Here is a 24,618-nt window from a genome sequence, read left to right as displayed (position 1 = left end):
TCATCCTGTGTCACTTTATATAAAGCAATACATGTGTTTTCATGTTAACTCACGCCATTAATTATAACTTTTCAGAGCTTGATTTGCACCTATTCTGTTCAAAGAACAATTAATGACTTATTTTCCTAATATAGATTGTATTTCCTGAAAGACTTCTTCGATATCGCGATCTCCGTTCACTTTCACAAGATATCCTTTATCCTGATAAAAATCAAGTAACGGTTGTGCTTGCTCTATATTAACGGATAAACGCTTCTTAACCGTTTCCGGTTGGTCGTCATCCCGTTGAATTAACTTGGAACCATCTTTGTCACATATTCCTTCCTCTTTTGGAGGATTATAGGCAACGTGATAAGTTGTTCCGCAAGTTGGACAAATTCTCCGTCCTGTTAAACGCTCTACCAATTTTTCTTGTGGTACATCTACATGAAGTACGTGATCAATTGATCGGTTTAAATCAGTTAGAAGTTGTTGTAATGCTTCAGCCTGAGCAATGGTTCTTGGGAATCCATCCAAAAGAAATCCATTTGCACAGTCAGCTTTGCTTAAACGCTCTTTTACAATTCCAATGGTTACTTCATCCGGAACAAGCTCACCTTGATCCATATATTCCTTAGCTTTCATGCCCAGGTCTGTACCCTCTTTGATAGCTAATCGGAACATATCCCCAGTTGAAATATGAGGGATGTTATATTTTTCATTTATTTTCTCTGCCTGAGTACCTTTACCAGCACCAGGCAAGCCCATTAAGATTAAATTCAACGTTTTCCCCTCGCTCTCATTGGCAGCAGGAAATTACTTAATAAATCCTTTGTAGTGACGCTTCACTAACTGACTCTCTAATTGCTTCATTGTTTGTAATGCAACCCCTACAACGATTAGTAAACTTGTGCCACCGATTTGTACAGCTGTTGGCAAATTAGCTAGACCACCTAAGATCATAGGAAATACAGAAACTGCTGCTAAAAATAGTGCACCTACAAATGTTAAGCGATACATAACACGAGTAAGATATTCTTCTGTATTGTTCCCAGGACGGATACCTGGAATATATCCACCTTGTTTTTGCAAGTTTTCAGCCATCTGCTCAGGATTAACCTGAACGAACGTATAGAAATATGTGAAAGCTATAATTAAAGCAACATATATTACCATACCGACTGGTTGAGTATAGTCAAATATATACGAGATCGTAGATGCTACTTGACTGCCTTCAAAAAAACCAGCAATCGTGGTTGGTGCAATCATAAATGCAATCGCGAAGATTACCGGAATAACTCCCGCAGCATTCACTTTAATCGGCAAATGTGTGGATTGGCCACCTACCGGAGATCGATTAACAAGTTTTTTTGCATATTGGATTGGTATCTTTCTTAATGCTTGGTTTACAAATATAACTCCAACTGTTACAGCTACAGCCACCAATGCAATCAGTAGAACAATGATGATGTTAATGAACAGCTCATCACCAGGATTAACAAAATACTGGCTGTATAGTTGACCTACACCATTTGGCACTGCTGCGACGATACCGGCAAAAATCAGGATTGAAATCCCGTTCCCGACACCTTGTGCAGTGATCTGCTCACCGACCCACATTAAAAATGCTGTTCCGGCTGTTAATACAATAGCAATGATAAGAAACTTCATAAAGCTTGGATCGGCTATCAATAAGCCGCCAGCCATCGCGTTGAAACCAATTGACATTGCAATTGCCTGAACAAAAGCAAGAACAATCGTTCCATAGCGAGTAACCTGGGCAATCTTTTTACGGCCCATTTCGCCTTGTTTTTTCCATTCGGTAAATTTAGGCACAACATCCATTTGCAGTAATTGCATAATGATGGATGCTGTAATGTAAGGCATTATTCCCATCGCAAAGATTGAGAAATTTTGGAGGGCTCCACCACCAAAGGTGTTCAGAAACCCAAATACATTTTGCTGGTTCATAAAATCAATTGCTGCTTTATCTGTAAACGGCACAGGAATGAACGTGCCTATACGGAAGACAATCAACATTAATAACGTAAAAATTATTTTCCGTCTAATATCAGCTACACGCATAAAATTGGAGATTGTACGAAACATTAAATCACCTCGGTTTGACCGCCCGCTGCCTCAATTGCTTCTTTAGCTGAAGCGGAGAACTTGTGAGCTTTTACTGTTAATTTTTTCTCGATAGCGCCTTTGCCAAGTACTTTAATACCAGCATTAAGTTTGCTTACGACACCATTTTCAAGTAATAGCTCAGGTGTTATTTCAGTGCCTTCTTCAAAGCGATTTAACGTGTCTAAGTTTACGATTGAATATTCTTTGCGGTGAATGTTTGTAAATCCGCGTTTAGGCAAACGTTGGAATAAAGGCATTTGTCCACCTTCAAAGCCCGGACGTACACCACCACCTGAACGTGCTTTTTGACCTTTATGTCCACGGCCGGAAGTTTTTCCGTTACCAGAAGACGTACCACGTCCAACACGATTTCTCTCTTTACGAGTTCCTTCTGCTGCCTTCAATTCATGAAGTTTCATGCGAGCACCTCCTCTTTACGCTAATGTGTAATTAAACTTCTTTAACTGTCAATAAGTGGGACACTCTATTTACCATACCACGGACGGCTGGAGTATCTTCACGTACAACGGATTGACGAATTTTCTTTAACCCTAATGCTTCAACAGTTTTCTTCTGAACTGCTGTGCCACCGATGACACTGCGTGTGAGGGTTATTTCTAATTTGTTAGACATAGTGTTTCCCTCCTTATCCTAACAGTTCTTCTACAGACTTTCCACGTAATTTTGCTACGTCCTCAGCTGTTTTCAGGTTTGTTAAGCCATTTAATGTTGCACGAATCATATTGATTGGCGTGTTAGAACCAAGTGATTTCGTTAGAATGTCACCAACACCGGCAAGTTCAAGTATAGCACGAACCGGACCACCGGAGATAACTCCAGTACCTTCTGAAGCTGGTTTCATCAATACATTACCAGAACCGAATCGACCATTGATTTGATGAGGAATTGTAGTTCCTACGATTGGTACTGTAATTAAGTTTTTCTTCGCGTCATCAACTGCTTTTTTGATTGCTTCAGGTACTTCTTGTGCTTTACCAGTACCGAAACCTACATGACCATTTTTGTCACCGACAACCACTAATGCGGCAAAGCGGAAACGACGTCCACCTTTAACAACTTTAGCAACACGGTTGACCGTCACAACGCGTTCTTCAAGATCTAATTTGTTAGGATCAATGTTAGTTTTCATACAAGCGTAACCTCCTTTATCGATTAAAATTCGAGACCTGCCTCGCGGGCAGCATCTGCCAATGCTTGAATACGTCCATGATACAGATATCCTCCACGGTCAAATACAACCGATTTGTAACCTTTATCCTGAGCACGTTTAGCGATAGCTTCTCCGACTTTCTTCGCATTTTCAACATTAGAGCCAGCGCCAATGTTGAGCTCTTTGTCAGCAGTTGAAGCACTTGCTACAGTTACTCCATTAACATCATCTATTAATTGAGCGTAAATGTTTTTATTGGAACGAAATACGTTTAGACGTGGACGCTCAGCTGTACCAAAAAGGTTTTTGCGAACGCGACCGTGTCTTTTTTTACGGATAATATTTTTGTCAGGTTTTGTGATCATCTAGGTCACTCCTTTCTCGCCTAACTAATCTTACTTAGCAGTTTTACCTTCTTTACGACGTACATATTCATTAGCATAGCGAATACCTTTACCTTTGTAAGGCTCTGGCAATCTGATTGCCCGGATGTTAGCAGCAACTGCGCCAACTAATTCTTTATCGATACCTTTTACTGTTAATTGTGTGTTTTTAGGAACGTCGATTTCGATTCCATCAATAGGATCGATTTCAATTGGATGTGAATACCCAGCGTTAATCACAAGTTTGTTTCCTTGCTTTTGCGCACGGTAACCAACACCAATAATTTCAAGTGATTTTTCGAAACCTTTACTTACGCCTTCCGCCATGTTTGCGATCAAGCTGCGAGTAGTTCCGTGCAGGGCACGATGGTCTTTATGGTCACTTGGACGTTCAACTGTAAGAACGTTATCTTCAATATTAATTTTCATATCTGGGTGTAGTTCTCTTGTTAATTCACCTTTAGGCCCTTTAACAGTAACCGTAGTGCCATTAAGTTTAATTTCCACACCTTCTGGAATTTCAATCGGTTTAAGTCCTATACGAGACATTCCATGCACCTCCTCTTTAAAAAATGTTAATTACCAAACATACGCAAGAACTTCGCCACCAACAGCTTGTGAACGTGCTTCTTTGTCAGATAACACACCTTTAGATGTTGAAACGATAGCTATACCTAAACCATTTAGTACACGTGGTACTTCGTCAGCTTTAGCGTATACGCGTAATCCTGGCTTACTGATACGTTTAATACCTGTGATTACTTTTTCTTCGCTTGCACTGTATTTAAGGAAGATACGCAAAACACCTTGTTTGTTGTCTTCGACTAGTTCATAGTCCTTGACGAAACCTTCACGTTTCAGGATATCAGCGATCTCTTTTTTCATTTTAGAAGCAGGCAGCTCTAATTTTTCATGTTTTACCATGTTTGCATTACGAATGCGAGTAAGCATATCTGCGATTGGATCTGTCATAACCATTACTAATTACCTCCTTCCCGAATGGGGGTTTACCAGCTTGCTTTTTTGACACCAGGAATTTGACCTTTATAGGCAAGTTCACGGAAACAAATACGGCAAAGTTTAAATTTACGGATTACAGAATGCGGACGACCACAGCGCTCACAGCGTGTGTATTCTTGTACTTTATATTTTTGCGGACGTTTTTGTTTCGCAATCATAGATTTTTTAGCCACAATTTTCCCTCCTTGTATTAGCTCTTGGCTTATTTTTGGAAAGGCATGCCTAGCTGAGCTAAAAGTTCACGAGCTTCTTCGTCAGTATTGGAAGTTGTTACAATAACGATATCCATACCACGAACTTTGCTTACCTTATCATAGTTAATTTCTGGGAAAATCAGTTGTTCTTTAACACCTAATGTGTAATTACCACGACCATCAAAAGCTTTTTTGGAAATACCACGGAAATCACGTACACGTGGAAGTGATACTGCAATCAGCTTTTGCAGGAATTCGTACATACGCTCACCGCGAAGTGTTACTTTTGCCCCGATAGGCATTCCTTCACGAAGGCGGAAACCAGCGATGGATTTCTTTGCACGAGTGATTAATGGTTTTTGACCAGAAATTAAAGAAAGTTCTTCAACAGCACTATCTAATGCTTTTGAGTTTTGAACTGCATCACCAACACCCATGTTAATAACGATTTTTTCTACTTTTGGTACTTGCATTACAGAGTTGTAATCGAATTTATTCATTAAAGATGGTGCGATTTCATCTTGATATTTTTGTTTTAATTCGTTCATAGTGGCGCCCTCCTTTCGTCGCTAAATTATTTATCTAAAGCTTCACCGGATTTTTTAGCGATGCGGACTTTCTTTCCGTCTCGTACTTCATATCCAACACGAGTTGGTTCACCGGATTTTGGATCGATTGGCATAACATTAGAAACATGAATTGGAGCTTCTATGTTAAGAATTCCGCCTTGCGGATTTTCTTGAGAAGGTTTCGCGTGCTTTTGGATCATGTTGATTCCTTCGACAAGCACTCGCTCTTTTTTCGGAAATGCTTCTAATATTGTACCTGTTTTACCGCGGTCTTTACCGGATAACACTTTAACTTTATCACCTTTTTTTACATGCATGCTTAACGCACCTCCTTGACAAGGTAATTCATTCTTATAAAACTTCTGGAGCTAGAGATACGATTTTCATGAACTTAGCATCACGTAATTCACGTGCAACTGGTCCGAAGATACGAGTTCCTCTTGGACTTTTATCATCACGGATAATTACGGCAGCATTTTCATCAAAACGGATGTAGGAACCATCTTTACGGCGTGCACCAGATTTAGTACGTACGATTACTGCTTTAACAACTTCGCCTTTTTTGACAACGCCGCCTGGTGTTGCTTGTTTTACTGTACAAACAATTACATCACCAATATTTGCAGTCTTACGTCCGGATCCACCTAATACTTTGATGGTCAATACTTCACGAGCACCAGAGTTATCTGCAACTTTTAAACGAGTTTCTTGTTGAATCATAACGCTGTGACCTCCCTTCGGATACCTTCCGAGCGAACTTTAATTAGATAATTACCGCTTCTTCTGTTACTTCTAATAAACGGAAACGCTTAGTAGCTGATAGCGGACGAGTTTCCATAATACGGACGATATCGCCGGTTTTAGCAATATTGTTCTCATCATGGGCCTTGAATTTCTTGGAATACTTAACACGTTTACCATATAGTTTATGGAATTTATAAGTTTCAACTAGAACTGTGATTGTTTTATCCATTTTGTCGGAAACAACACGGCCTGTATATACTTTACGATTATTACGTTCAGTCATTGAGGCTAGCCTCCTCTCTTAGAATCAGTTATTCACGCTTAGTTCACGTTGACGTACAACAGTTTTCAAACGTGCAATTGCTTTACGCACTTCACGGATACGTGCGGTGTTTTCCAACTGACCAGTAGCAAGTTGGAAGCGCAAATTAAATAGTTCTTCTTTTAAAGATTTTACTTTTTGTTCAATTTCGGCAGTGGTTAGATCTCTGATTTCATTAGCCTTCATTGCTTTCACCACCAATTTCTTCACGTTTTACGAATTTAGTTTTAATCGGCAGTTTATGAGATGCAAGTCTTAATGCTTCACGAGCGACTTCTTCTGGAACACCTGCGATTTCAAACATAATTTTTCCTGGTTTAACTACTGCTACCCATCCTTCAGGAGCACCTTTACCGGAACCCATTCGAACTTCCAGAGGTTTTGCAGTATATGGCTTATCTGGAAAGATTTTGATCCAGACTTTACCACCACGTTTCATGTAACGAGTCATTGCAATACGAGCAGCCTCAATTTGGCGGCTAGTAATCCAAGAAGCTTCTGTAGCTTGTAATCCATACTCACCAAAAGCAACTGTTGTGCCACCTTTTGCTTGGCCTCTCATTTTACCACGATGTTGTCTACGATATTTAACACGTTTAGGCATTAACATAGTAATGAGCCCCCTCCCTTATTTGTTGGTTTTCGTTGGAAGGACTTCTCCACGATAGATCCACACTTTAACACCTAATTTACCATAAGTAGTATCAGCTTCTGCTGTACCATAGTCAATATCGGCGCGTAATGTGTGCAGTGGCACTGTTCCTTCACTATAATGTTCCGCACGAGCGATATCTGCTCCACCTAGACGTCCGGAAACTTGAGTTTTAATTCCTTTAGCTCCTCCACGCATTGCACGTTGAATTGCTTGCTTTTGAGCACGACGGAATGAAATACGATTTTCTAATTGACGAGCAATGTTGTCAGCAACCAACTTTGCGTTAAGATCAACTTTTTTGATTTCAACGATATTGATATGGACTCTTTTACCAGTCAAGCTGTTTAATGATTTACGTAAAGCTTCTACTTCGGAACCGCCTTTACCAATGACCATACCTGGTTTACCAGTATGAATTGTAATGTTTACACGGTTAGCTGCACGTTCGATTTCGATAGAAGAAACAGCAGCTGTACGTAAGCGGTTTTCAAGATATTCTCTGATTTTAATATCTTCATGCAGTAAGTCTGCATAGTCTTTTCCAGCATACCATTTAGACTCCCAGTCTTTAATGATACCTACGCGAAGACCTGTTGGATTCACTTTTTGACCCACTGACTATCCCTCCTTCTTTTCTGTTACCACAACTGTGATGTGGCTTGTGCGTTTGTTGATTTTACTTGCGCGTCCTTGTGCACGTGGACGGAAACGTTTCAATGTTGCACCTTCGTTTACGAATGCTTCGGAAATAATTAGATTATCTGTGTCCAATTCGTAGTTGTGTTCTGCATTAGCGATAGCAGACTTCAAAACTTTCTCTACGACTGGAGAAGCACCGCGTTGTGTGTGGCGTAAAATAGCAATTGCTTCGCCAACATTTTTTCCTCGAATTAGATCTACAACTAAACGAACCTTACGAGGAGCAATACGAACTGATTTCGCAACGGCTTTAGCTTGCATGCCTAGTACCTCCTCTCATTATCGTTTTGTTTTCTTATCGTCACCAGCGTGTCCTCTGTACGTACGAGTTGGCGCGAATTCACCTAATTTATGTCCGACCATATCTTCTGTTATATAAACTGGCACGTGTTTGCGTCCATCATAAACAGCTATTGTATGACCAATAAATGTCGGGAAAATTGTTGAGCGACGTGACCAGGTCTTAACAACCTGTTTCTTGTCATCCTCATTCAAAGTGTCAATTTTCTTTAATAGATGGTCATCTGCAAAAGGTCCTTTTTTTAAGCTACGACCCATGGATAAACCTCCTTCCAGAGTTGCAGACGGGTTCTTGGTTCCCGTCCTTTATTCCGTTTATTTTTTACGTTTACGAACGATATACTTATCAGACGGCTTGTTGCGTTTGCGTGTTTTGTAACCAAGTGTTGGTTTACCCCAAGGTGACATTGGTGATTTACGTCCGATTGGAGCACGACCTTCACCACCACCGTGCGGGTGATCGTTAGGGTTCATTACAGAACCACGGACTGTCGGGCGTTTACCTAACCAGCGAGAACGACCAGCTTTACCGATGCGTACTAGTTCATGTTCGATATTACCAACCTGACCGATAGAAGCACGGCAAGTAGTAAGAATTAAACGAACTTCACCTGAAGCAAGACGTACTAGGGTGTATTTTTCCTCACGACCTAGAATTTGAGCTTCTGCACCAGCTGAACGAGCGATTTGTCCACCGCGTCCTGGTTTTAATTCGATGTTGTGAATGATTGTACCTACAGGAATGTTTGCAAGTGGAAGTGCATTACCAACTTTGATATCTGCATTTTCACCTGATTCAATTACCTGGCCTACTTTTAGTCCTTTAGGAGCTAAAATGTAACGTTTTTCTCCGTCAGCATAATTGATCAATGCAATGTTTGCTGTACGGTTTGGATCATATTCGATTGTAGCAACGCGTCCTGGTATACCATCTTTATCACGTTTAAAGTCAATAATACGGTATTGTCGTTTATGACCGCCACCTTGATGACGAACCGTTAATCTCCCTTGGTTATTACGACCACCATGTTTGTGTAATGGTGCTAAAAGGGATTTCTCAGGAGTATCCGTAGTTATCTCTGCGAAATCTGATACAGACATATTACGTCTACCATTTGAGGTTGGTTTGAATTTTTTAATCGCCATCTTTTTCCCTCCTTCACAATATTATTGGATTAAGCTTCAAAGAAATCCAGTTCTTTACTGTCTTCCGTAAGCTGTACGATAGCTTTTTTGCGATCTGAGCGATATCCACCGTAACGGCCCATTCGCTTAAATTTACCTTTGACATTCATTGTGTTGACTTTCTCAACTTTCACGCCAAAGATTGATTCTACTGCATCTTTGATCTCTGTTTTGTTTGCTTTTGGAGATACTTCGAACGTATATTTTTTGTCTGCCATTAAATCAGCGGAATTCTCTGTAATGACAGGACGTTTAATTACATCACGTACGTCTTTCATTATGCGAGCACCTCCCCTGCTTTTTCAGCTGCATCTTTAGAAATGATCAGCTTGTCATGCGTAAGCAAGTCTAGTACATTCATTTCCTCTACTGTTAATACTTTAACAGATTGGAGGTTGTTTGCTGAACGGATAACCGTTTCATCTTTTTCAGCAAGTACGATCAATACTTTTGTATCGACGTTAAGTGCATCCAGCATTTTTACTACTTCCTTTGTTTTTGGAGCATCAATTGCAATGCTGTCCAAAACAAGCAAGCTGTCTTCGTTTACTTTTGAAGACAATGCAGATTTAAGTGCCAAACGACGTACTTTCTTCGGTAATTTATAGCTGTAGCTGCGTGGTGTCGGTCCGAAGACAGTTCCACCGCCAACCCATTGTGGTGAGCGAATAGATCCTTGACGTGCACGGCCAGTTCCCTTTTGACGCCATGGTTTACGTCCGCCACCGCGTACATCAGAGCGATTTTTCACTGCATGAGTACCTTGTCTTAGTGATGCACGTTGCATTACTACTGCTTCATGCAATACATGTGTGTTTGGTTCAATACCGAAAACGGAATCGTTTAACTCGATATCTCCTGCATTACTTCCATCTTGTTTTAAAAGTGCTACTTTAGGCATGACATATCCTCCCTTCGTATGTGTGATTAGTTACCTTTAACTGCACTATTTACTTGAACGTAAGATTTTTTAGCTCCAGGAACATTCCCTTTAACTAATAATAGATTCTTCTCAGCATCCACGCTTACGATTTCAAGGTTTTGGATTGTTACTTGCACAGAACCCATGTGTCCAGGTAATTTTTTACCTTTAAATACACGCATTGGGTCAACGTCACCCATTGAACCTGGTGCTCTATGGAAATGAGAACCATGGGACATTGGTCCGCGTTGTTGTCCGTGGCGCTTAATTACACCCTGGAAACCTTTACCCTTAGAAGTTCCTGTTACATCTACTTTGTCTCCGGCCTGAAAAACTTCAACGCTGATTTCTTGACCTACTTCATAGCTGTCAAGCTCTGCGTCACGGATTTCACGAACGTAGCGCTTAGGGGCTGTGTTTGCTTTTTCAGCATGACCTTTTTCCGCTTTATTAGTACGTGATTCCTTTTTATCAGCAAAACCGATTTGCAACGCTTCGTAACCATCATTTTCTAATGTTCTTTTTTGCAAAACTACATTTGGCTCAGCCTGTATAACTGTTACAGGGACCAACTCTCCATTTTCAGAAAAAAGCTGAGTCATGCCGATTTTACGACCTAAGATTCCTTTCGTCATCCGTTACACCTCCTATATTAAAAACAAATTTTATAGTTTAATTTCAATGTCCACACCAGATGGTAAGTCAAGACGCATTAACGAATCAACCGTTTTTGGTGTTGGATCTACAATATCGATAAGGCGTTTATGTGTACGCATTTCGAATTGCTCACGAGAATCCTTATACTTATGCACCGCACGCAGTACTGTATAGATAGATTTCTCAGTTGGTAATGGAATCGGACCAGACACTTTTGCACCGGAACGCTTCGCAGTATCCACAATCTTTTCAGCAGATTGATCTAAAATACGGTGATCATATGCTTTTAAACGAATTCTGATTTTTTCTTTTGCCATTATTTTCCCTCCTTTTCGCCCATATTCATATAGACATTCTCCGCGAAAATTTCTTAGCATCCCGCCATGGCAAAGGGGCCGGGTGTGCCAACAACCTTTCACATCATCGCCTTTAGTGACCAACATTAATATTATACTAAAAATGCAGGCTCAGCGCAACCCCTATATAAATAACAGAAGTTCACGCATTTATGTATTATACATTTTTTCTTAGGTCATTGCAAGGCTTTATGGAATTTTTTTGGAGAAAATCTGTATGGAAGTATTATAGTACTGTGAGGAATCATATAAAATGGAATGGTGGTCATTATATAGGACTAAAACCAAATAAGCTGCACTAAACTATTGCACCGACGATACAAGCTTAAACGTTTAACTGGATCAGGCTTAACTAAAACTAAAAAACTTCCTTGTCAACCTTAATGAAAATAAGATTTTCAGTGTATTGTTCGTACTTAATATGTCTTGAATCAAACGAGCCAAGTTAAGGATTCAGCCTGTAATAACTTAATTCCAGACTCTAATAAACTAAGAACAAAAGCGGAGGTGACTGTTCAGAAACTCTATGCTAGCAAGGGACTGGAAAGCGCATGGTTTTCGCGCTTGGAATGTCCATTGCTTATGACAGGAGTTTCTAAGAACCGGAGCTGGACGTGGCTGTTTATGTGTAAGAGTTAAATGCTGCCAAAATTTATACTTTCTTATTATCAAATAAAGCAGACAGCGTCGTCACGCTGTCTGCTTTGGGTAAAAGAAATTATTTTTGGATAGATGATACAACACCTGAACCTACTGTACGTCCACCTTCACGGATTGAAAAACGAGTACCGTCTTCAATAGCGATTGGTGAGATAAGTTCAACTGTCATTTCAATGTTGTCACCAGGCATTACCATTTCAACGCCTTCTGGAAGTTGGATAACTCCAGTTACATCCGTTGTACGGAAGTAGAATTGCGGGCGATAGTTTGAGAAGAATGGAGTATGTCGTCCACCCTCTTCTTTTGATAAAACGTAAACTTCAGATTTGAAGTTTGTATGTGGAGTAATGCTGCCTGGTTTTGCAAGCACTTGCCCACGGTTAATATCTTCACGAGCAACACCACGAAGGAGTGCCCCAATGTTGTCACCAGCTTCAGCATAATCAAGAAGCTTACGGAACATTTCAACACCAGTTACAGTTGTTTTGCCAGATTCTTCAGCAAGACCGATGATTTCAACTTCATCCCCAACTTTAACTTGACCACGTTCTACACGTCCTGTTGCAACTGTACCACGACCAGTGATTGAGAATACATCCTCAACAGGCATCATGAATGGTTTGTCAGTATCACGTTCTGGAGTTGGAACATATTCGTCAACTGCCGCCATCAATTCAACGATTTTTTCTTCGTATTCTGCATCGCCTTCAAGAGCTTTAAGAGCAGAACCTTTAACAACTGGTACATCATCACCAGGGAAATCGTATTCTGTTAACAGATCACGAACTTCCATTTCTACTAATTCCAATAACTCTTCGTCATCAACCATATCCGTTTTGTTAAGGAATACTACGATTGTAGGAACCCCAACGTTACGTGAAAGCAAGATGTGCTCACGAGTTTGTGGCATTGGGCCATCAGCAGCAGATACTACTAAGATAGCTCCGTCCATTTGGGCTGCACCAGTGATCATGTTTTTAACGTAGTCAGCGTGACCTGGGCAGTCAACGTGTGCATAGTGACGAGTTTCAGTTTCGTACTCTACGTGAGAAGTAGCGATAGTGATTCCACGTTCTTTTTCTTCAGGTGCACCGTCGATTTGGTCATATGCCATTGCATTACCGCTACCGTTTCTTTTAGCCATAACAGTTGTTATAGCAGCAGTTAATGTAGTTTTACCATGGTCAACGTGTCCGATTGTACCAATATTTACGTGACTTTTTGAGCGATCAAACTTTTCTTTACCCATTTATAGTTCCTCCTTTAAATAAATAACATTTTATTGTATTTAGTTGGCGCTAGTGAAATAATGCATGCGGTTTATCCCATTAGCCTTTACTAATTGTTATACGTTAATTACAAGAAAAAATCAATTATTGACCAGCGTTTTTCTTAATAATTTCTTCTGTAATGCTCTTAGGTGTTTCTTCATAATGATCGAATGACATCGTGTAAGTACCGCGACCTTGTGTGTTTGAACGCAATGCTGTTGCATAACCGAACATTTCTGCAAGTGGCACAAACCCTTTAACAAGCTGTGCATTACCGCGTGCTTCCATTCCTTCAATACGTCCACGACGAGAAGTGATATCACCCATGATGTCTCCCATATACTCTTCAGGTATAACGATTTCAACTCGCATCATTGGCTCAAGAAGTACTGGGTTACATTTGTTTTTCGCTGCTTTCAATGCCATTGATGCAGCTACTTTAAATGCCATTTCATTCGAGTCAACATCATGATAGCTTCCATCATATAATGAAGCTTTGATGTCGATCAGTGGATAACCAGCTAAAACACCGTTTTCCATTGATTCACGAATGCCTTGCTCAACGGCAGGGATGTATTCACGTGGAACTACCCCACCAACGATTTTGTTTTCGAATTCAAATCCTGCACCCTCTTCATTAGGTTCGAATTTGACCCAAACGTGACCGAACTGTCCACGTCCACCAGACTGACGTACGAATTTACCTTCCACTTCAGCTGTAGCACGGAAAGTTTCACGATAAGAAACTTGTGGTGCGCCAACGTTTGCTTCTACTTTAAATTCACGTTTCATACGGTCAACAATGATATCAAGGTGAAGTTCACCCATACCTGAAATAATTGTTTGACCAGTCTCCTGGTTTGTTTCTGTTCTGAAAGTAGGATCTTCTTCAGCAAGCTTCGCTAAAGCAGCACCCATTTTATCTTGGTCAGCTTTCGTTTTTGGTTCGATAGCAACCGAGATAACCGGCTCTGGAAATTCCATAGATTCCAGGATAACAAGATCTTTTTCATCACATAGCGTATCACCAGTTGAAGTATCTTTCATACCAACAGCTGCAGCGATTTCTCCGGAGTATGCAACAGAAATCTCTTCACGGGAGTTTGCATGCATTTGCAGGATACGACCTACACGTTCACGCTTATCCTTTACAGAGTTTTTTACATAGGATCCAGATTGTAAAGTTCCAGAGTATACGCGGAAGAAGGTTAACTTACCAACGTATGGATCTGTCATTACTTTAAACGCAAGTGCTGAGAAAGGTGCGTCATCTGAAGCAGGACGAGTAATTTTTTCCTCTGTTCCCGGGATAATACCTTCAATTGGAGGTACATCCGTTGGAGCAGGAAGATAAGCAATAACTGCATCCAGCATTAATTGAACACCTTTGTTTTTAAATGCTGAACCACATAGTACCGGGTAGAAATCAACATTCAATGTTGCTTGACGAATCGCTTCTTTAAGTTCCTGTTCAGAGATTTCTTCTCCTTCAAGATACTTCATCATGAGCTCTTCATCAGTTTCTGCAACAGCTTCAATTAAGCTTGCACGTAATTCTTCAGCTTGGTCTTTGTATTCTTCAGGAATTTCACGAGCATCAGCACGTGTTCCAAGATCATCCAAATAGAAATGAGCTTCCATTCTGATCAAGTCAATAATTCCGTTAAATTCGTCTTCAGCACCAATTGGCATCTGGATAGGATGCGCGTTAGCACCTAAACGGTCTTTCAAAGTACCTGTGGAATAAAGGAAATCTGCACCGGTTTTATCCATTTTGTTAATGAATACAATACGCGGCACACCATACGTTGTCGCTTGACGCCAAACTGTTTCCGTTTGCGGTTCAACACCTGATTGTGCATCCAATACGGTTACAGCCCCATCAAGTACACGCAATGAACGTTCAACTTCAACAGTGAAGTCTACGTGTCCAGGTGTATCGATAATGTTAATACGGTGATCCTTCCAGGATGCAGTAGTTGCGGCGGAAGTAATTGTAATTCCGCGCTCTTGCTCCTGTTCCATCCAGTCCATTTGTGAAGCACCTTCGTGTGTTTCGCCAATCTTGTGAATACGTCCTGTATAGAAAAGAATACGCTCAGTAGTAGTGGTTTTTCCAGCATCGATATGTGCCATAATCCCAATATTACGCGTCTTTTCCAAGGAGAACTCTCTAGCCATGTATTCTTCTCCTTCCTCTTAAAAGCTTTTGTTAGATTTATATTACCAACGGTAGTGAGCGAATGCTTTGTTTGCTTCTGCCATTTTATGCATTTCTTCACGCTTTTTAACAGCAGCTCCTGTATTGTTAGAAGCATCCAGAATTTCATTAGCAAGACGTTCTTCCATCGTTTTCTCCCCACGAAGACGTGAATAGTTAACGATATAACGCAATCCCAATGCCTGACGACGTTCAGGGCGAACTTCAACAGGTACTTGGTAGTTTGAACCACCTACACGGCGGGCACGAACTTCAAGTACAGGCATTACATTTTTCATAGCTTGCTCGAATACTTCCATAGCGTTTTGGCCGCTTCTTTCAGCAACTAATTGGAACGCATTATAAAGGATTTTCTGAGCAATCCCACGTTTACCATCAATCATGATTTGGTTGATTAAACGAGTTACTAATTTTGAGTTATAAAGCGGATCTGGCAATACATCACGTTTTGGTACTGGTCCTTTACGAGGCATATTAGTATCCTCCTTTCCTATCTATGTTATTTTTTTAGGCTTATTTTTTTTCTTTAGGTTTTTTAGTTCCGTATTTAGAACGTCCTTGCATACGGCCATCTACTCCGGCAGTATCAAGTGCACCACGAACAATGTGATAACGTACCCCTGGCAAGTCTTTTACACGACCACCACGGATTAGTACAACACTGTGCTCTTGCAGGTTGTGTCCGATACCTGGAATATATGCAGTTACTTCCATGTTGTTAGACAAACGAACACGCGCATATTTACGAAGTGCTGAGTTCGGTTTTTTCGGAGTCAATGTACCAACACGAGTACAAACACCACGTTTTTGTGGAGAACTTTGGTCAGTCAGTCTCTTTTTGAAACTGTTGTAACCTTTGTTAAGTGCTGGAGAATCAGACTTTCTTGTTTTGCTTACGCGTCCTTTTCGTACTAATTGATTAATTGTAGGCATTTTTTATGTCCTCCCTTCTTGTATTATATCTTTCATTTAAAACAGCAATCAGATTTTCTGAACACCGATTCTAATTCCACACATCCAGGTGGTTCATCTTTCGGTAAAAAATAATGCTTCAGCGATCCAAATTGCCGCCAAAACGTTTATTTCCTGAGCGCAACAGTAGATGCGCCAACCTCTATACCGCAAGCGGCACCAAGTTTTTTCATGGAATCCACATGCTGGTAAGGTATACCTAGTTCAATTGCCAAACTGACTGCTTTGTGTGTTATTTGCCTGTCAGCATCTTCAGCAATAACCACTTCACTTATTTCACCATTATTCATAGCTTTAAGTGTTTGCTTTGTCCCAATGATTATACGCGACCTTGCTTTTGTCACTTTTTCATAAGACATCCGAGTATCCTCCAAAGTAACAAGTATAATCGGAAGCACCTTGAATATAGTACCATTCTATAATTTTTATGTCAATATATATATGGCTATTTTTTTGGCACTTCCGATGTTTTTCTTGTTAACCTTCTAAAAAAAGTCTTAAATCGGTAAAAAGCGAGGCGTTTCGCTTTCGCTTTTTACCTGGAATCAACCATTATTTATTGTACAGTTTCTGTTTCTTCCTCTTCCACGGTTTCCGGTTGGTCCATGCCAGCTTGAATGTTACGGTATTGCGGCATGCCGGTACCTGCTGGAACAAGTTTTCCAATGATAACATTTTCTTTGAGACCGAGTAACTCGTCTCGTTTTCCTTTGATCGCTGCATCGGTAAGAACACGTGTTGTTTCCTGGAACGATGCTGCTGATAGGAAGGAATCCGTTTCAAGGGAAGCTTTTGTAATACCCAAGAGTACAGGACGACCTGTCGCAGGCTCTCCACCACTGTTAAGCACAGCATGGTTTGCATCTTTAAACTGGTGCAATTCAAGTAATGAACCTGGTAAGACTTCGGTATTTCCTGCTGAAGTAACACGGATTTTGCGAAGCATCTGCCGAACCATTACTTCTACGTGTTTATCACCGATTTCCACCCCTTGCATACGGTAAACGCGCTGAACTTCGCGAAGCAGGTAATCCTGCACGCCTTCAACACCTTTAATACGCAGAAGTTCTTTCGGGTCAACAGAACCTTCTGTAAGCTCTTGTCCCGATACTACTTCATCGCCAACTGAAACTTTCATGCGGGCATTGTATGGAACTGCGTAATTGCGTTGTTCCACATCACCCTGTATTACAATTTCCTGTTTATCCTTAACTTCTTTTACTTCAAGGACAGAACCGGCAATTTCGGTAATAACAGCCTGACCTTTAGGGTTACGCGCTTCAAATAACTCTTGGATACGCGGTAAACCTTGTGTAATATCATCTCCGGCTACCCCGCCAGTATGGAATGTACGCATTGTCAACTGTGTACCAGGTTCACCGATGGATTGGGCTGCAATGATGCCGACAGCTTCTCCCACTTCCACATCGGCTCCTGTTGCCAGGTTGCGGCCATAACATTTTTGGCAGACACCATGTTTCGTATTACAAGTAAAGGCAGTTCGAATTGTTACCTCTTCTATTCCGGCTTCGATAATTTCTTTAGCCTGATCCTCGGAGATCAATTCATTTTTACCAATAATGACTTTGCCGTTTTCAGGATGTTTTACCGTTACGAATGCTGTTCTTCCGATCAATCGGTCGATTAATGGCTCAATTACTTCAGATCCATCCTCCAGCGCTCTGACAGGTAAACCACGATCAGTCCCACAATCTTCTTCGCGAATGATTACGTCTTGCGCTACATCAACAAGACGTCTTGTCAAGTAACCGGAATCCGCTGTTTTCAGAGCCGTATCGGCAAGCCCTTTACGCGCCCCGTGAGTGGAAATAAAGTATTCCAATACAGTTAGGCCTTCACGGAAACTGGATTTGATTGGAATTTCAATGATTTTACCGGAAGGGTCGGCCATCAGACCACGCATACCAGCCAGCTGTGTAAAGTTGGATGCATTACCCCTTGCACCTGAATCACTCATCATGAAGATAGGGTTACGGTTGCTCAATGAATCCATCAGTTTGTTTTGAATAACATCTTTTGCCTGTGTCCAGATGGAAATAACTCGTTCATAACGTTCCTCTTCTGTAATCAAACCACGACGGAATTGTTTGAGTACGTTATCCACTTTAGCTTGCGCGTCATCCAGGATACCTTGCTTTTCAGCCAATACGACGATATCCGAAATGCCGACAGTCATACCTGCTTTTGTTGAATAGCTGAATCCAAGGTCTTTCATACGGTCAAGCATTTTGGATGTTTCGGTAATTTTAAATCGCTTAAATACTTCTGCGATGATATCACCTAGGAATCCTTTTTTAAATGGTTTAACCAATTCACGTTTTTTGATTTCTTCTCCAATATCCGTACCGCGTTCCACAAAATAGGTTTCTGGCGTTTTTTCTTCCAGATTTACTTTGGACGGTTCGTTAATATAAGGGAACGAATCAGGTAATATTTCGTTAAATATTAACTTACCTACAGTTGTAAGCAGCAATTGTGAATTTTGTTCCTCAGAAAACGTCTTGTTATTCAGGCTGGACGCTTGCACAGCAACTCTCGTATGCAGGTGCACATAGCCGTTTTGATAGGCAGTCATAGCTTCGCTGGTATCTTTGAAAATACTTCCCTCACCAACTGCATTCTCTCTTTCCAGTGTCAGGTAATAGTTACCTAATACCATATCCTGTGAAGGAGTAACAACCGGTTTACCGTCCTTTGGATTCAAGATGTTTTGTGCCGCAAGCATCAGTATTCTAGCTTCCGCCTGCGCTTCCGCTCCAAGTGGAACGTGAACAGCCATTTGGTCACCATCAAAGTCGGCGTTATACGCTGTACACACCAATGGATGCAAGCGAATCGCACGGCCATCGACCAAGGTTGGTTCAAAAGCCTGGATACCAAGTCTATGCAATGTTGGTGCACGGTTTAACAGTACCGGGTGCTCTTTGATTACATCTTCAAGCACATCCCAAACGTCCGGGTGCACACGTTCAATTTTACGTTTTGCGGATTTAATATTATGGGCAAGCCCTCTGGATACAAGCTCTTTCATAATAAATGGTTTGAAAAGCTCCAAAGCCATCTCTCTCGGGAGTCCACATTGATACATTTTCAAATTCGGACCTACTACGATAACGGAACGTCCAGAATAATCCACTCGTTTTCCAAGCAGGTTTTGACGGAAACGACCTTGTTTCCCTTTCAGCATATGGGATAAGGATTTCAGCGGTCTGTTCCCTGGTCCCGTTACTGGACGGCCACGACGACCGTTGTCGATTAATGCATCAACAGCTTCTTGAAGCATACGTTTTTCATTTTGAACGATGATGCTTGGTGCACCTAGGTCCAGTAATCGTTTCAGACGGTTATTACGGTTGATGACACGACGATACAGATCATTCAAATCGGAAGTGGCAAAACGTCCGCCATCAAGCTGTACCATTGGACGGATTTCCGGTGGTATAACAGGAAGAACATCCAATACCATCCAACTGGTGTCATTTCCTGAGTGACGGAATGCTTCCATTACTTCCAAACGTTTGATTGCTCTTGTTCTGCGTTGTCCTTGGGCGCTTTTCAGTTCTTCTCTTAATGCATCAACCTCTTTATCAAGGTCAATATCCTGAAGAAGCTTGCGGATCGCCTCTGCACCCATTTGTGCTTTAAACGTATTGCCGTACTTGTCATAGTAGCTGCGGAATTCTTTTTCGGATAAAAGCTGCTTTTTCTCCAAAGGCGTGTTGCCTGGGTCTGTTACGATATAAGCTGCAAAGTAAATAACTTCTTCCAGTGCACGTGGAGACATATCCAATACAAGTCCCATACGGCTTGGGATTCCTTTGAAGTACCAGATATGTGATACAGGAGCAGCAAGTTCGATGTGTCCCATTCTTTCCCGGCGGACTTTCGCTTTTGTCACTTCCACTCCACAACGATCACAAACGACACCTTTGTAACGTACACGTTTGTATTTTCCACAATGACATTCCCAGTCTTTTTGCGGGCCAAAAATTCTTTCACAGAACAAACCGTCTTTTTCCGGCTTCAATGTACGGTAGTTAATTGTTTCCGGCTTCTTGACCTCACCATATGACCAAGAACGAATCTTTTCCGGTGAAGCAAGCCCGATTTTCATATACTCAAAATTATTTACATCCAACAAGGGGCAATCCTCCCTTTTTAATGTGCTCATTTTACCACTGGATCCATGTAAAGACTTATATGCAAGCTGCAGAACGGCCCACCTGAGTGGTACCGGTTCTGCATTGTTTTAATTTTCTTCTACATCTATATTAAGCTTCGTTGCTGCCTGGACCTCTTCTTCTTCCAGCTCACGCATGTCGATTTCCTGCTCGTCACTGGAAAGCATTTTAACATCCATCCCAAGACTTTGCAGCTCTTTGATAAGAACCTTGAACGATTCTGGAACACCAGGTTCTGGAACATTATCCCCTTTTACGATAGCTTCGTATGTTTTTACCCTACCTACCGTATCATCGGATTTCACTGTCAGGATTTCCTGAAGTGTGTATGCTGCCCCATAGGCTTCCAGTGCCCAAACTTCCATTTCACCAAAACGCTGTCCACCGAATTGTGCTTTACCACCAAGCGGTTGCTGTGTAACAAGTGAATACGGTCCTGTTGAACGGGCATGAAGTTTATCATCCACCATATGCGCAAGCTTGATCATATACATAACACCGACGGATATACGGTTATCAAATGCTTCTCCGCTTCTTCCATCATAAAGGATTGTTTTTGCATCCCTAGGCATACCTGCTTCATCAAGTGTTTCCCAAACATCGTCTTCTGTAGCTCCATCAAATACAGGACTCGCTACGTGAATGCCTAGTTGTCTTGCGGCCATACCCAGATGCAGTTCAAACACTTGTCCGATGTTCATTCGTGACGGAACCCCTAGTGGGTTAAGCATGATATCGATCGGCGTGCCATCAGGCAGGAACGGCATATCTTCTTCCGGTAAAATTTTGGAGATAACCCCTTTGTTACCGTGACGCCCAGCCATCTTATCCCCTTCATGGATTTTCCGTTTTTGGACGATGTAAGCACGCACCAATTGGTTTACACCTGGTGGCAGTTCATCTCCATCTTCGCGGTTGAAGATTTTAACATCGAGAACGATGCCGCCTCCACCGTGTGGAACACGTAATGAAGTATCACGTACTTCACGTGCTTTTTCACCGAAGATAGCATGTAATAACCTTTCCTCAGCAGATAGTTCCGTAACCCCTTTAGGAGTTACTTTCCCTACAAGAATATCACCATCGGTCACTTCTGCACCTATACGGATAATCCCGTGCTCATCAAGATTCTTCAGTGCATCTTCACCAACATTGGGGATGTCACGGGTGATTTCTTCCGGCCCGAGTTTTGTATCACGAGCTTCTGATTCAAATTCTTCAATATGAATCGAAGTATATACATCATCTTTAACAAGTCTTTCACTCATAATGATGGCATCCTCATAGTTGTAACCTTCCCAGGTCATGAATCCAACGAGAACGTTACGACCCAATGCCAACTCTCCATCTTCCATGGAAGGCCCATCAGCAAGCACTTCGCCTTTTGTTACACGATCTCCTTCACTTACGATTGGACGCTGGTTATAACTCGTTCCTTGGTTTGAACGTTTGTATTTTTGCAGTTTGTAGTTTTCTACATCCCCTTGAACTTCTTTACCGTCCACTACGGAAACACGGCGTACAAGGATCTCTTTCGCTTCTACACGTTCCACAATACCATCAGCCCTGCAGATAACTGCTGCTCCGGAATCTTTCCCGTTAACGTATTCCATACCCGTACCAACGATAGGAGCTTCAGGGTTCAATAACGGAACAGCCTGACGTTGCATGTTCGCACCCATCAATGCACGGTTGGAGTCATCATTTTCAAGGAACGGAATACATGCTGTCGCTGCAGAAACGACCTGTTTAGGTGATACATCCATATAATCAATTTTATCGCGGGAGACGATAATATTGTCTTCACGGAAACGTGCGATAACTTCTTCATTAACGAATTTCTTATCCTCGTCCAATGGCGCATTTGCCTGTGCAACAATGTAATTATCCTGCTCATCCGCCGTCAGATAGTCAATTTGGTTAGTCACAATGCCTGTTTCCGGGTCAACCCGACGATATGGTGACTCAATGAATCCAAACTTATTCACTTTAGCGTAACTTGATAGCGAGTTGATCAATCCGATGTTCGGTCCCTCAGGAGTTTCAATCGGACACATACGACCATAGTGGGAATAGTGAACATCACGAACTTCAAATCCAGCTCGTTCACGTGTCAATCCACCAGGTCCCAATGCAGACAGACGACGTTTATGCGTCAATTCTCCCAATGGATTGGTTTGATCCATAAACTGAGATAACTGGGAGCTGCCAAAGAATTCTTTAATCGAAGCAATAACCGGACGAATATTGATTAACTGCTGCGGTGTGACACTTGAAGTATCCTGAATGGACATTCTTTCACGCACGACACGTTCCATACGGGATAAACCGATACGGAATTGGTTTTGCAGCAGTTCACCAACAGATCGCAGACGACGGTTCCCCAGATGATCGATATCATCTGTACCTCCGACCTTGTAAAGCAAGTTAAAGAAGTAGCTGATGGATGAAAGAATATCGGCCGGAGTTATATTTTTCACTTCTTTAGTTACTCCGCCATTTCCAATTACGGTCAATTCACGCTCACCGTTTGGATCAGTTGGATCAAGTATCTTAACGGACTGGATATAAATTTCATCCTCAAGGACACCTTCGTGCGGTTCCAATAATTTTTCACCAAAGCGATTTTCTTCTCTTTCAAGATACGGAAGAATTTTATCAAGCAATTTGCGCTCAAGTCGTTCGCCTTTTTCAGCAAGAATTTCCCCGGTTTCCGGATCCACTACCGATTCAGCGAGAACCTGATTAAACAAACGATTCTTTATATGAAGTTTTTTATTCATTTTATAACGACCAACATGTGCGAGGTCATAACGTTTAGGGTCAAAGAAACGGGAAACGAGCAAACTTTTCGCGTTTTCTACTGTAGGTGGTTCACCTGGACGAAGTCGCTCATAAATTTCCAATAAAGCTTTTTCTGTCGTTTCTGTATTATCTTTTTCAAGCGTATTTCTTAAGTATTCGTTTTCCCCAAGGAGATCAACGATTTCCTGATCTGTACCAAAGCCAAGGGCACGTAATAGCACCGTAATCGGCAATTTACGCGTACGGTCAATACGGACATAAGCAACATCTTTAGCATCTGTTTCAAACTCCAACCATGCACCACGGTTCGGAATCACAGTTGCAGCAATACCACGCTTTCCGTTTTTATCGATCTTTTCATTAAAATAGACACTAGGTGAACGCACAAGCTGTGAAACGATTACTCGCTCTGCTCCGTTGATGATAAACGTCCCTGTATCTGTCATAAGCGGGAAGTCTCCCATGAATACTTCCTGTTCTTTCACTTCACCGGTTTCATTGTTGATTAAACGAACCTTTACGCGAAGCGGAGCATTGTACGTGACATCTCTTTCTTTCGATTCATCTACAGGATATTTCGGTTCACCTAAACTGTAATCTACAAATTCAAGTGATAAGTTTCCTGTAAAATCTTCAATCGGAGAAATATCCGCAAACATTTCTCTCAAACCTTCTTCCAGGAACCATTCATAAGAAGCGGTTTGAATCTCGATTAGGTTTGGTAATTCCAACACCTCACTGATACGTGCATAGCTCCTGCGCTTACGGTGCCGTCCATACTGAACTAGTTGACCTGTCAACTGCTTCACCCCTTAAATCATACATTTTGGTATTTTTCACACAAAAATGTTTATCATATTTAGAAAAAACAGCATCAGAAAACGTATTTCCGGATGTGTTTTTCGAAACTAACATTACGTAATTTTCGGCTGTCCAGTAATCGGACAAACCTCTGAAAACCAAATTGTTTCCAGCTCTAACCAAGAACAATACGCATTCCACTAAATAATTAATAGTGTGCCATTCCATTTCCGGTGACCATACATCTAATTTACAGATGTACAGATGGCAAATAATTTGGTAAACTAGAAAAAAGGCTTAATTAAAAACCTTCATTTTCTTGGATTATACCAGTGTTGCCGTTAGCCTATGAAATATACGTTCCTGTTTCACGAAAAAATCCCTTGACATAAGAATCCCC

Annotated in this window: 30 protein-coding genes; all 30 read right to left on the bottom strand. The window is 41.4% G+C overall.

Annotated elements, in window-relative coordinates; translation table 11 throughout:
• Window positions 1–117 precede the first annotated feature (117 nt).
• The 30 genes from A4245_RS14765 to rpoB all read right to left on the bottom strand — a co-directional run bounded on the left by A4245_RS14765 (window position 118) and on the right by rpoB (window position 24,217).
• A complete protein-coding gene (locus A4245_RS14765) occupies window positions 118–762 on the bottom strand; it encodes an adenylate kinase (RefSeq protein ID WP_067729256.1) in 645 nt (214 codons plus the stop codon).
• 33 nt (window positions 763–795) lie between these two features.
• A complete protein-coding gene (secY, locus tag A4245_RS14760) occupies window positions 796–2,088 on the bottom strand; it encodes a preprotein translocase subunit SecY (protein ID WP_067729254.1) in 1,293 nt (430 codons plus the stop codon).
• A complete protein-coding gene (gene rplO, locus A4245_RS14755) occupies window positions 2,088–2,528 on the bottom strand; it encodes a 50S ribosomal protein L15 (protein WP_067729252.1) in 441 nt (146 codons plus the stop codon). The genes secY and rplO overlap by 1 nt, the downstream gene beginning before the upstream one ends.
• 31 nt (window positions 2,529–2,559) lie before the next feature.
• Entirely contained in the window at window positions 2,560–2,742 is a 183-nt protein-coding gene (gene rpmD, locus A4245_RS14750) for a 50S ribosomal protein L30 (RefSeq protein WP_067729250.1), read from the bottom strand.
• Window positions 2,743–2,755: 13 nt separating this feature from the next.
• Window positions 2,756–3,259, bottom strand: a complete 504-nt coding sequence (gene rpsE / locus A4245_RS14745; protein ID WP_067729248.1) for a 30S ribosomal protein S5 — start codon at window positions 3,257–3,259, stop codon at window positions 2,756–2,758.
• 23 nt (window positions 3,260–3,282) lie between these two features.
• Window positions 3,283–3,645, bottom strand: a complete 363-nt coding sequence (gene rplR / locus A4245_RS14740) for a 50S ribosomal protein L18 (RefSeq protein ID WP_067729246.1) — start codon at window positions 3,643–3,645, stop codon at window positions 3,283–3,285.
• 30 nt (window positions 3,646–3,675) lie between these two features.
• The gene (gene rplF, locus A4245_RS14735) at window positions 3,676–4,212 is read right to left on the bottom strand and encodes a 50S ribosomal protein L6 (RefSeq protein ID WP_067729244.1); all 537 of its coding nucleotides are present in this window, start codon (window positions 4,210–4,212) and stop codon (window positions 3,676–3,678) included.
• 30 nt (window positions 4,213–4,242) lie between these two features.
• A complete protein-coding gene (gene rpsH, locus A4245_RS14730) occupies window positions 4,243–4,641 on the bottom strand; it encodes a 30S ribosomal protein S8 (protein WP_067729242.1) in 399 nt (132 codons plus the stop codon).
• Window positions 4,642–4,670: 29 nt separating this feature from the next.
• Window positions 4,671–4,856 carry a type Z 30S ribosomal protein S14 gene (locus A4245_RS14725; protein WP_010652082.1) on the bottom strand — a complete coding sequence of 62 codons (186 nt, stop codon included), beginning with the start codon at window positions 4,854–4,856 and terminating at the stop codon, window positions 4,671–4,673.
• Window positions 4,857–4,885: 29 nt separating this feature from the next.
• Complete coding sequence (rplE, locus tag A4245_RS14720) at window positions 4,886–5,425, bottom strand: 50S ribosomal protein L5 (protein WP_067729241.1); 540 nt, start codon at window positions 5,423–5,425, stop codon at window positions 4,886–4,888.
• 26 nt (window positions 5,426–5,451) lie between these two features.
• Entirely contained in the window at window positions 5,452–5,763 is a 312-nt protein-coding gene (rplX, locus tag A4245_RS14715) for a 50S ribosomal protein L24 (protein WP_067729239.1), read from the bottom strand.
• Window positions 5,764–5,797: 34 nt separating this feature from the next.
• Window positions 5,798–6,166 (bottom strand): 50S ribosomal protein L14, encoded by a 369-nt coding sequence (gene rplN, locus A4245_RS14710; protein ID WP_036578659.1) that lies wholly within the window; start codon window positions 6,164–6,166, stop codon window positions 5,798–5,800.
• Window positions 6,167–6,209: 43 nt separating this feature from the next.
• A complete protein-coding gene (gene rpsQ, locus A4245_RS14705; protein ID WP_067729237.1) occupies window positions 6,210–6,473 on the bottom strand; it encodes a 30S ribosomal protein S17 in 264 nt (87 codons plus the stop codon).
• Window positions 6,474–6,497: 24 nt separating this feature from the next.
• Window positions 6,498–6,698 (bottom strand): 50S ribosomal protein L29, encoded by a 201-nt coding sequence (gene rpmC, locus A4245_RS14700; RefSeq protein WP_067729235.1) that lies wholly within the window; start codon window positions 6,696–6,698, stop codon window positions 6,498–6,500.
• Window positions 6,688–7,122 (bottom strand): 50S ribosomal protein L16, encoded by a 435-nt coding sequence (gene rplP, locus A4245_RS14695; protein WP_036578664.1) that lies wholly within the window; start codon window positions 7,120–7,122, stop codon window positions 6,688–6,690. The genes rpmC and rplP overlap by 11 nt, the downstream gene beginning before the upstream one ends.
• An 18-nt stretch (window positions 7,123–7,140) precedes the next feature.
• Complete coding sequence (gene rpsC / locus A4245_RS14690; RefSeq protein ID WP_067729233.1) at window positions 7,141–7,782, bottom strand: 30S ribosomal protein S3; 642 nt, start codon at window positions 7,780–7,782, stop codon at window positions 7,141–7,143.
• A gap of 3 nt (window positions 7,783–7,785) precedes the next feature.
• Entirely contained in the window at window positions 7,786–8,127 is a 342-nt protein-coding gene (rplV, locus tag A4245_RS14685) for a 50S ribosomal protein L22 (RefSeq protein ID WP_067729231.1), read from the bottom strand.
• 18 nt (window positions 8,128–8,145) lie between these two features.
• Window positions 8,146–8,424: a 30S ribosomal protein S19 gene (gene rpsS, locus A4245_RS14680; RefSeq protein WP_067729229.1), complete on the bottom strand. Its 279-nt coding sequence runs from the start codon at window positions 8,422–8,424 to the stop codon at window positions 8,146–8,148.
• A gap of 57 nt (window positions 8,425–8,481) precedes the next feature.
• Window positions 8,482–9,312: a 50S ribosomal protein L2 gene (gene rplB / locus A4245_RS14675; protein WP_067729227.1), complete on the bottom strand. Its 831-nt coding sequence runs from the start codon at window positions 9,310–9,312 to the stop codon at window positions 8,482–8,484.
• A 29-nt stretch (window positions 9,313–9,341) separates the two neighbouring features.
• Window positions 9,342–9,629, bottom strand: a complete 288-nt coding sequence (gene rplW / locus A4245_RS14670) for a 50S ribosomal protein L23 (RefSeq protein WP_067729225.1) — start codon at window positions 9,627–9,629, stop codon at window positions 9,342–9,344.
• On the bottom strand, window positions 9,629–10,252 hold the full coding sequence (gene rplD, locus A4245_RS14665) for a 50S ribosomal protein L4 (protein ID WP_067729223.1): 624 nt from the start codon (window positions 10,250–10,252) through the stop codon (window positions 9,629–9,631). Before rplD ends, rplW begins: the two co-directional genes overlap by 1 nt.
• 26 nt (window positions 10,253–10,278) lie before the next feature.
• Entirely contained in the window at window positions 10,279–10,908 is a 630-nt protein-coding gene (gene rplC, locus A4245_RS14660) for a 50S ribosomal protein L3 (RefSeq protein WP_067729221.1), read from the bottom strand.
• 30 nt (window positions 10,909–10,938) lie between these two features.
• Window positions 10,939–11,247: a 30S ribosomal protein S10 gene (rpsJ, locus tag A4245_RS14655; RefSeq protein WP_067729219.1), complete on the bottom strand. Its 309-nt coding sequence runs from the start codon at window positions 11,245–11,247 to the stop codon at window positions 10,939–10,941.
• A 757-nt stretch (window positions 11,248–12,004) separates the two neighbouring features.
• Window positions 12,005–13,195: an elongation factor Tu gene (gene tuf / locus A4245_RS14650; protein WP_067729217.1), complete on the bottom strand. Its 1,191-nt coding sequence runs from the start codon at window positions 13,193–13,195 to the stop codon at window positions 12,005–12,007.
• Window positions 13,196–13,319: 124 nt separating this feature from the next.
• Window positions 13,320–15,398, bottom strand: a complete 2,079-nt coding sequence (gene fusA, locus A4245_RS14645; protein WP_067729215.1) for an elongation factor G — start codon at window positions 15,396–15,398, stop codon at window positions 13,320–13,322.
• Window positions 15,399–15,440: 42 nt separating this feature from the next.
• Complete coding sequence (gene rpsG, locus A4245_RS14640) at window positions 15,441–15,911, bottom strand: 30S ribosomal protein S7 (protein WP_067729213.1); 471 nt, start codon at window positions 15,909–15,911, stop codon at window positions 15,441–15,443.
• A 40-nt stretch (window positions 15,912–15,951) separates the two neighbouring features.
• Complete coding sequence (gene rpsL, locus A4245_RS14635) at window positions 15,952–16,371, bottom strand: 30S ribosomal protein S12 (protein WP_067729211.1); 420 nt, start codon at window positions 16,369–16,371, stop codon at window positions 15,952–15,954.
• A 146-nt stretch (window positions 16,372–16,517) separates the two neighbouring features.
• The gene (locus tag A4245_RS14630; RefSeq protein WP_067729209.1) at window positions 16,518–16,769 is read right to left on the bottom strand and encodes a 50S ribosomal protein L7ae-like protein; all 252 of its coding nucleotides are present in this window, start codon (window positions 16,767–16,769) and stop codon (window positions 16,518–16,520) included.
• Between the two features lie 197 nt (window positions 16,770–16,966).
• Window positions 16,967–20,572 carry a DNA-directed RNA polymerase subunit beta' gene (rpoC, locus tag A4245_RS14625; RefSeq protein WP_067729207.1) on the bottom strand — a complete coding sequence of 1,202 codons (3,606 nt, stop codon included), beginning with the start codon at window positions 20,570–20,572 and terminating at the stop codon, window positions 16,967–16,969.
• A gap of 108 nt (window positions 20,573–20,680) precedes the next feature.
• Complete coding sequence (rpoB, locus tag A4245_RS14620; protein WP_067729205.1) at window positions 20,681–24,217, bottom strand: DNA-directed RNA polymerase subunit beta; 3,537 nt, start codon at window positions 24,215–24,217, stop codon at window positions 20,681–20,683.
• Window positions 24,218–24,618: the final 401 nt, after the last annotated feature.

It is taken from the genome of Oceanobacillus damuensis, from assembly GCF_001618145.1.
GTDB classification, from domain to species: Bacteria; Bacillota; Bacilli; order Bacillales; family Amphibacillaceae; genus Oceanobacillus; species Oceanobacillus damuensis.
Note: the sequence above shows the minus strand (reverse complement) of the source record. Positions and strands in the feature narration are given on the sequence as shown.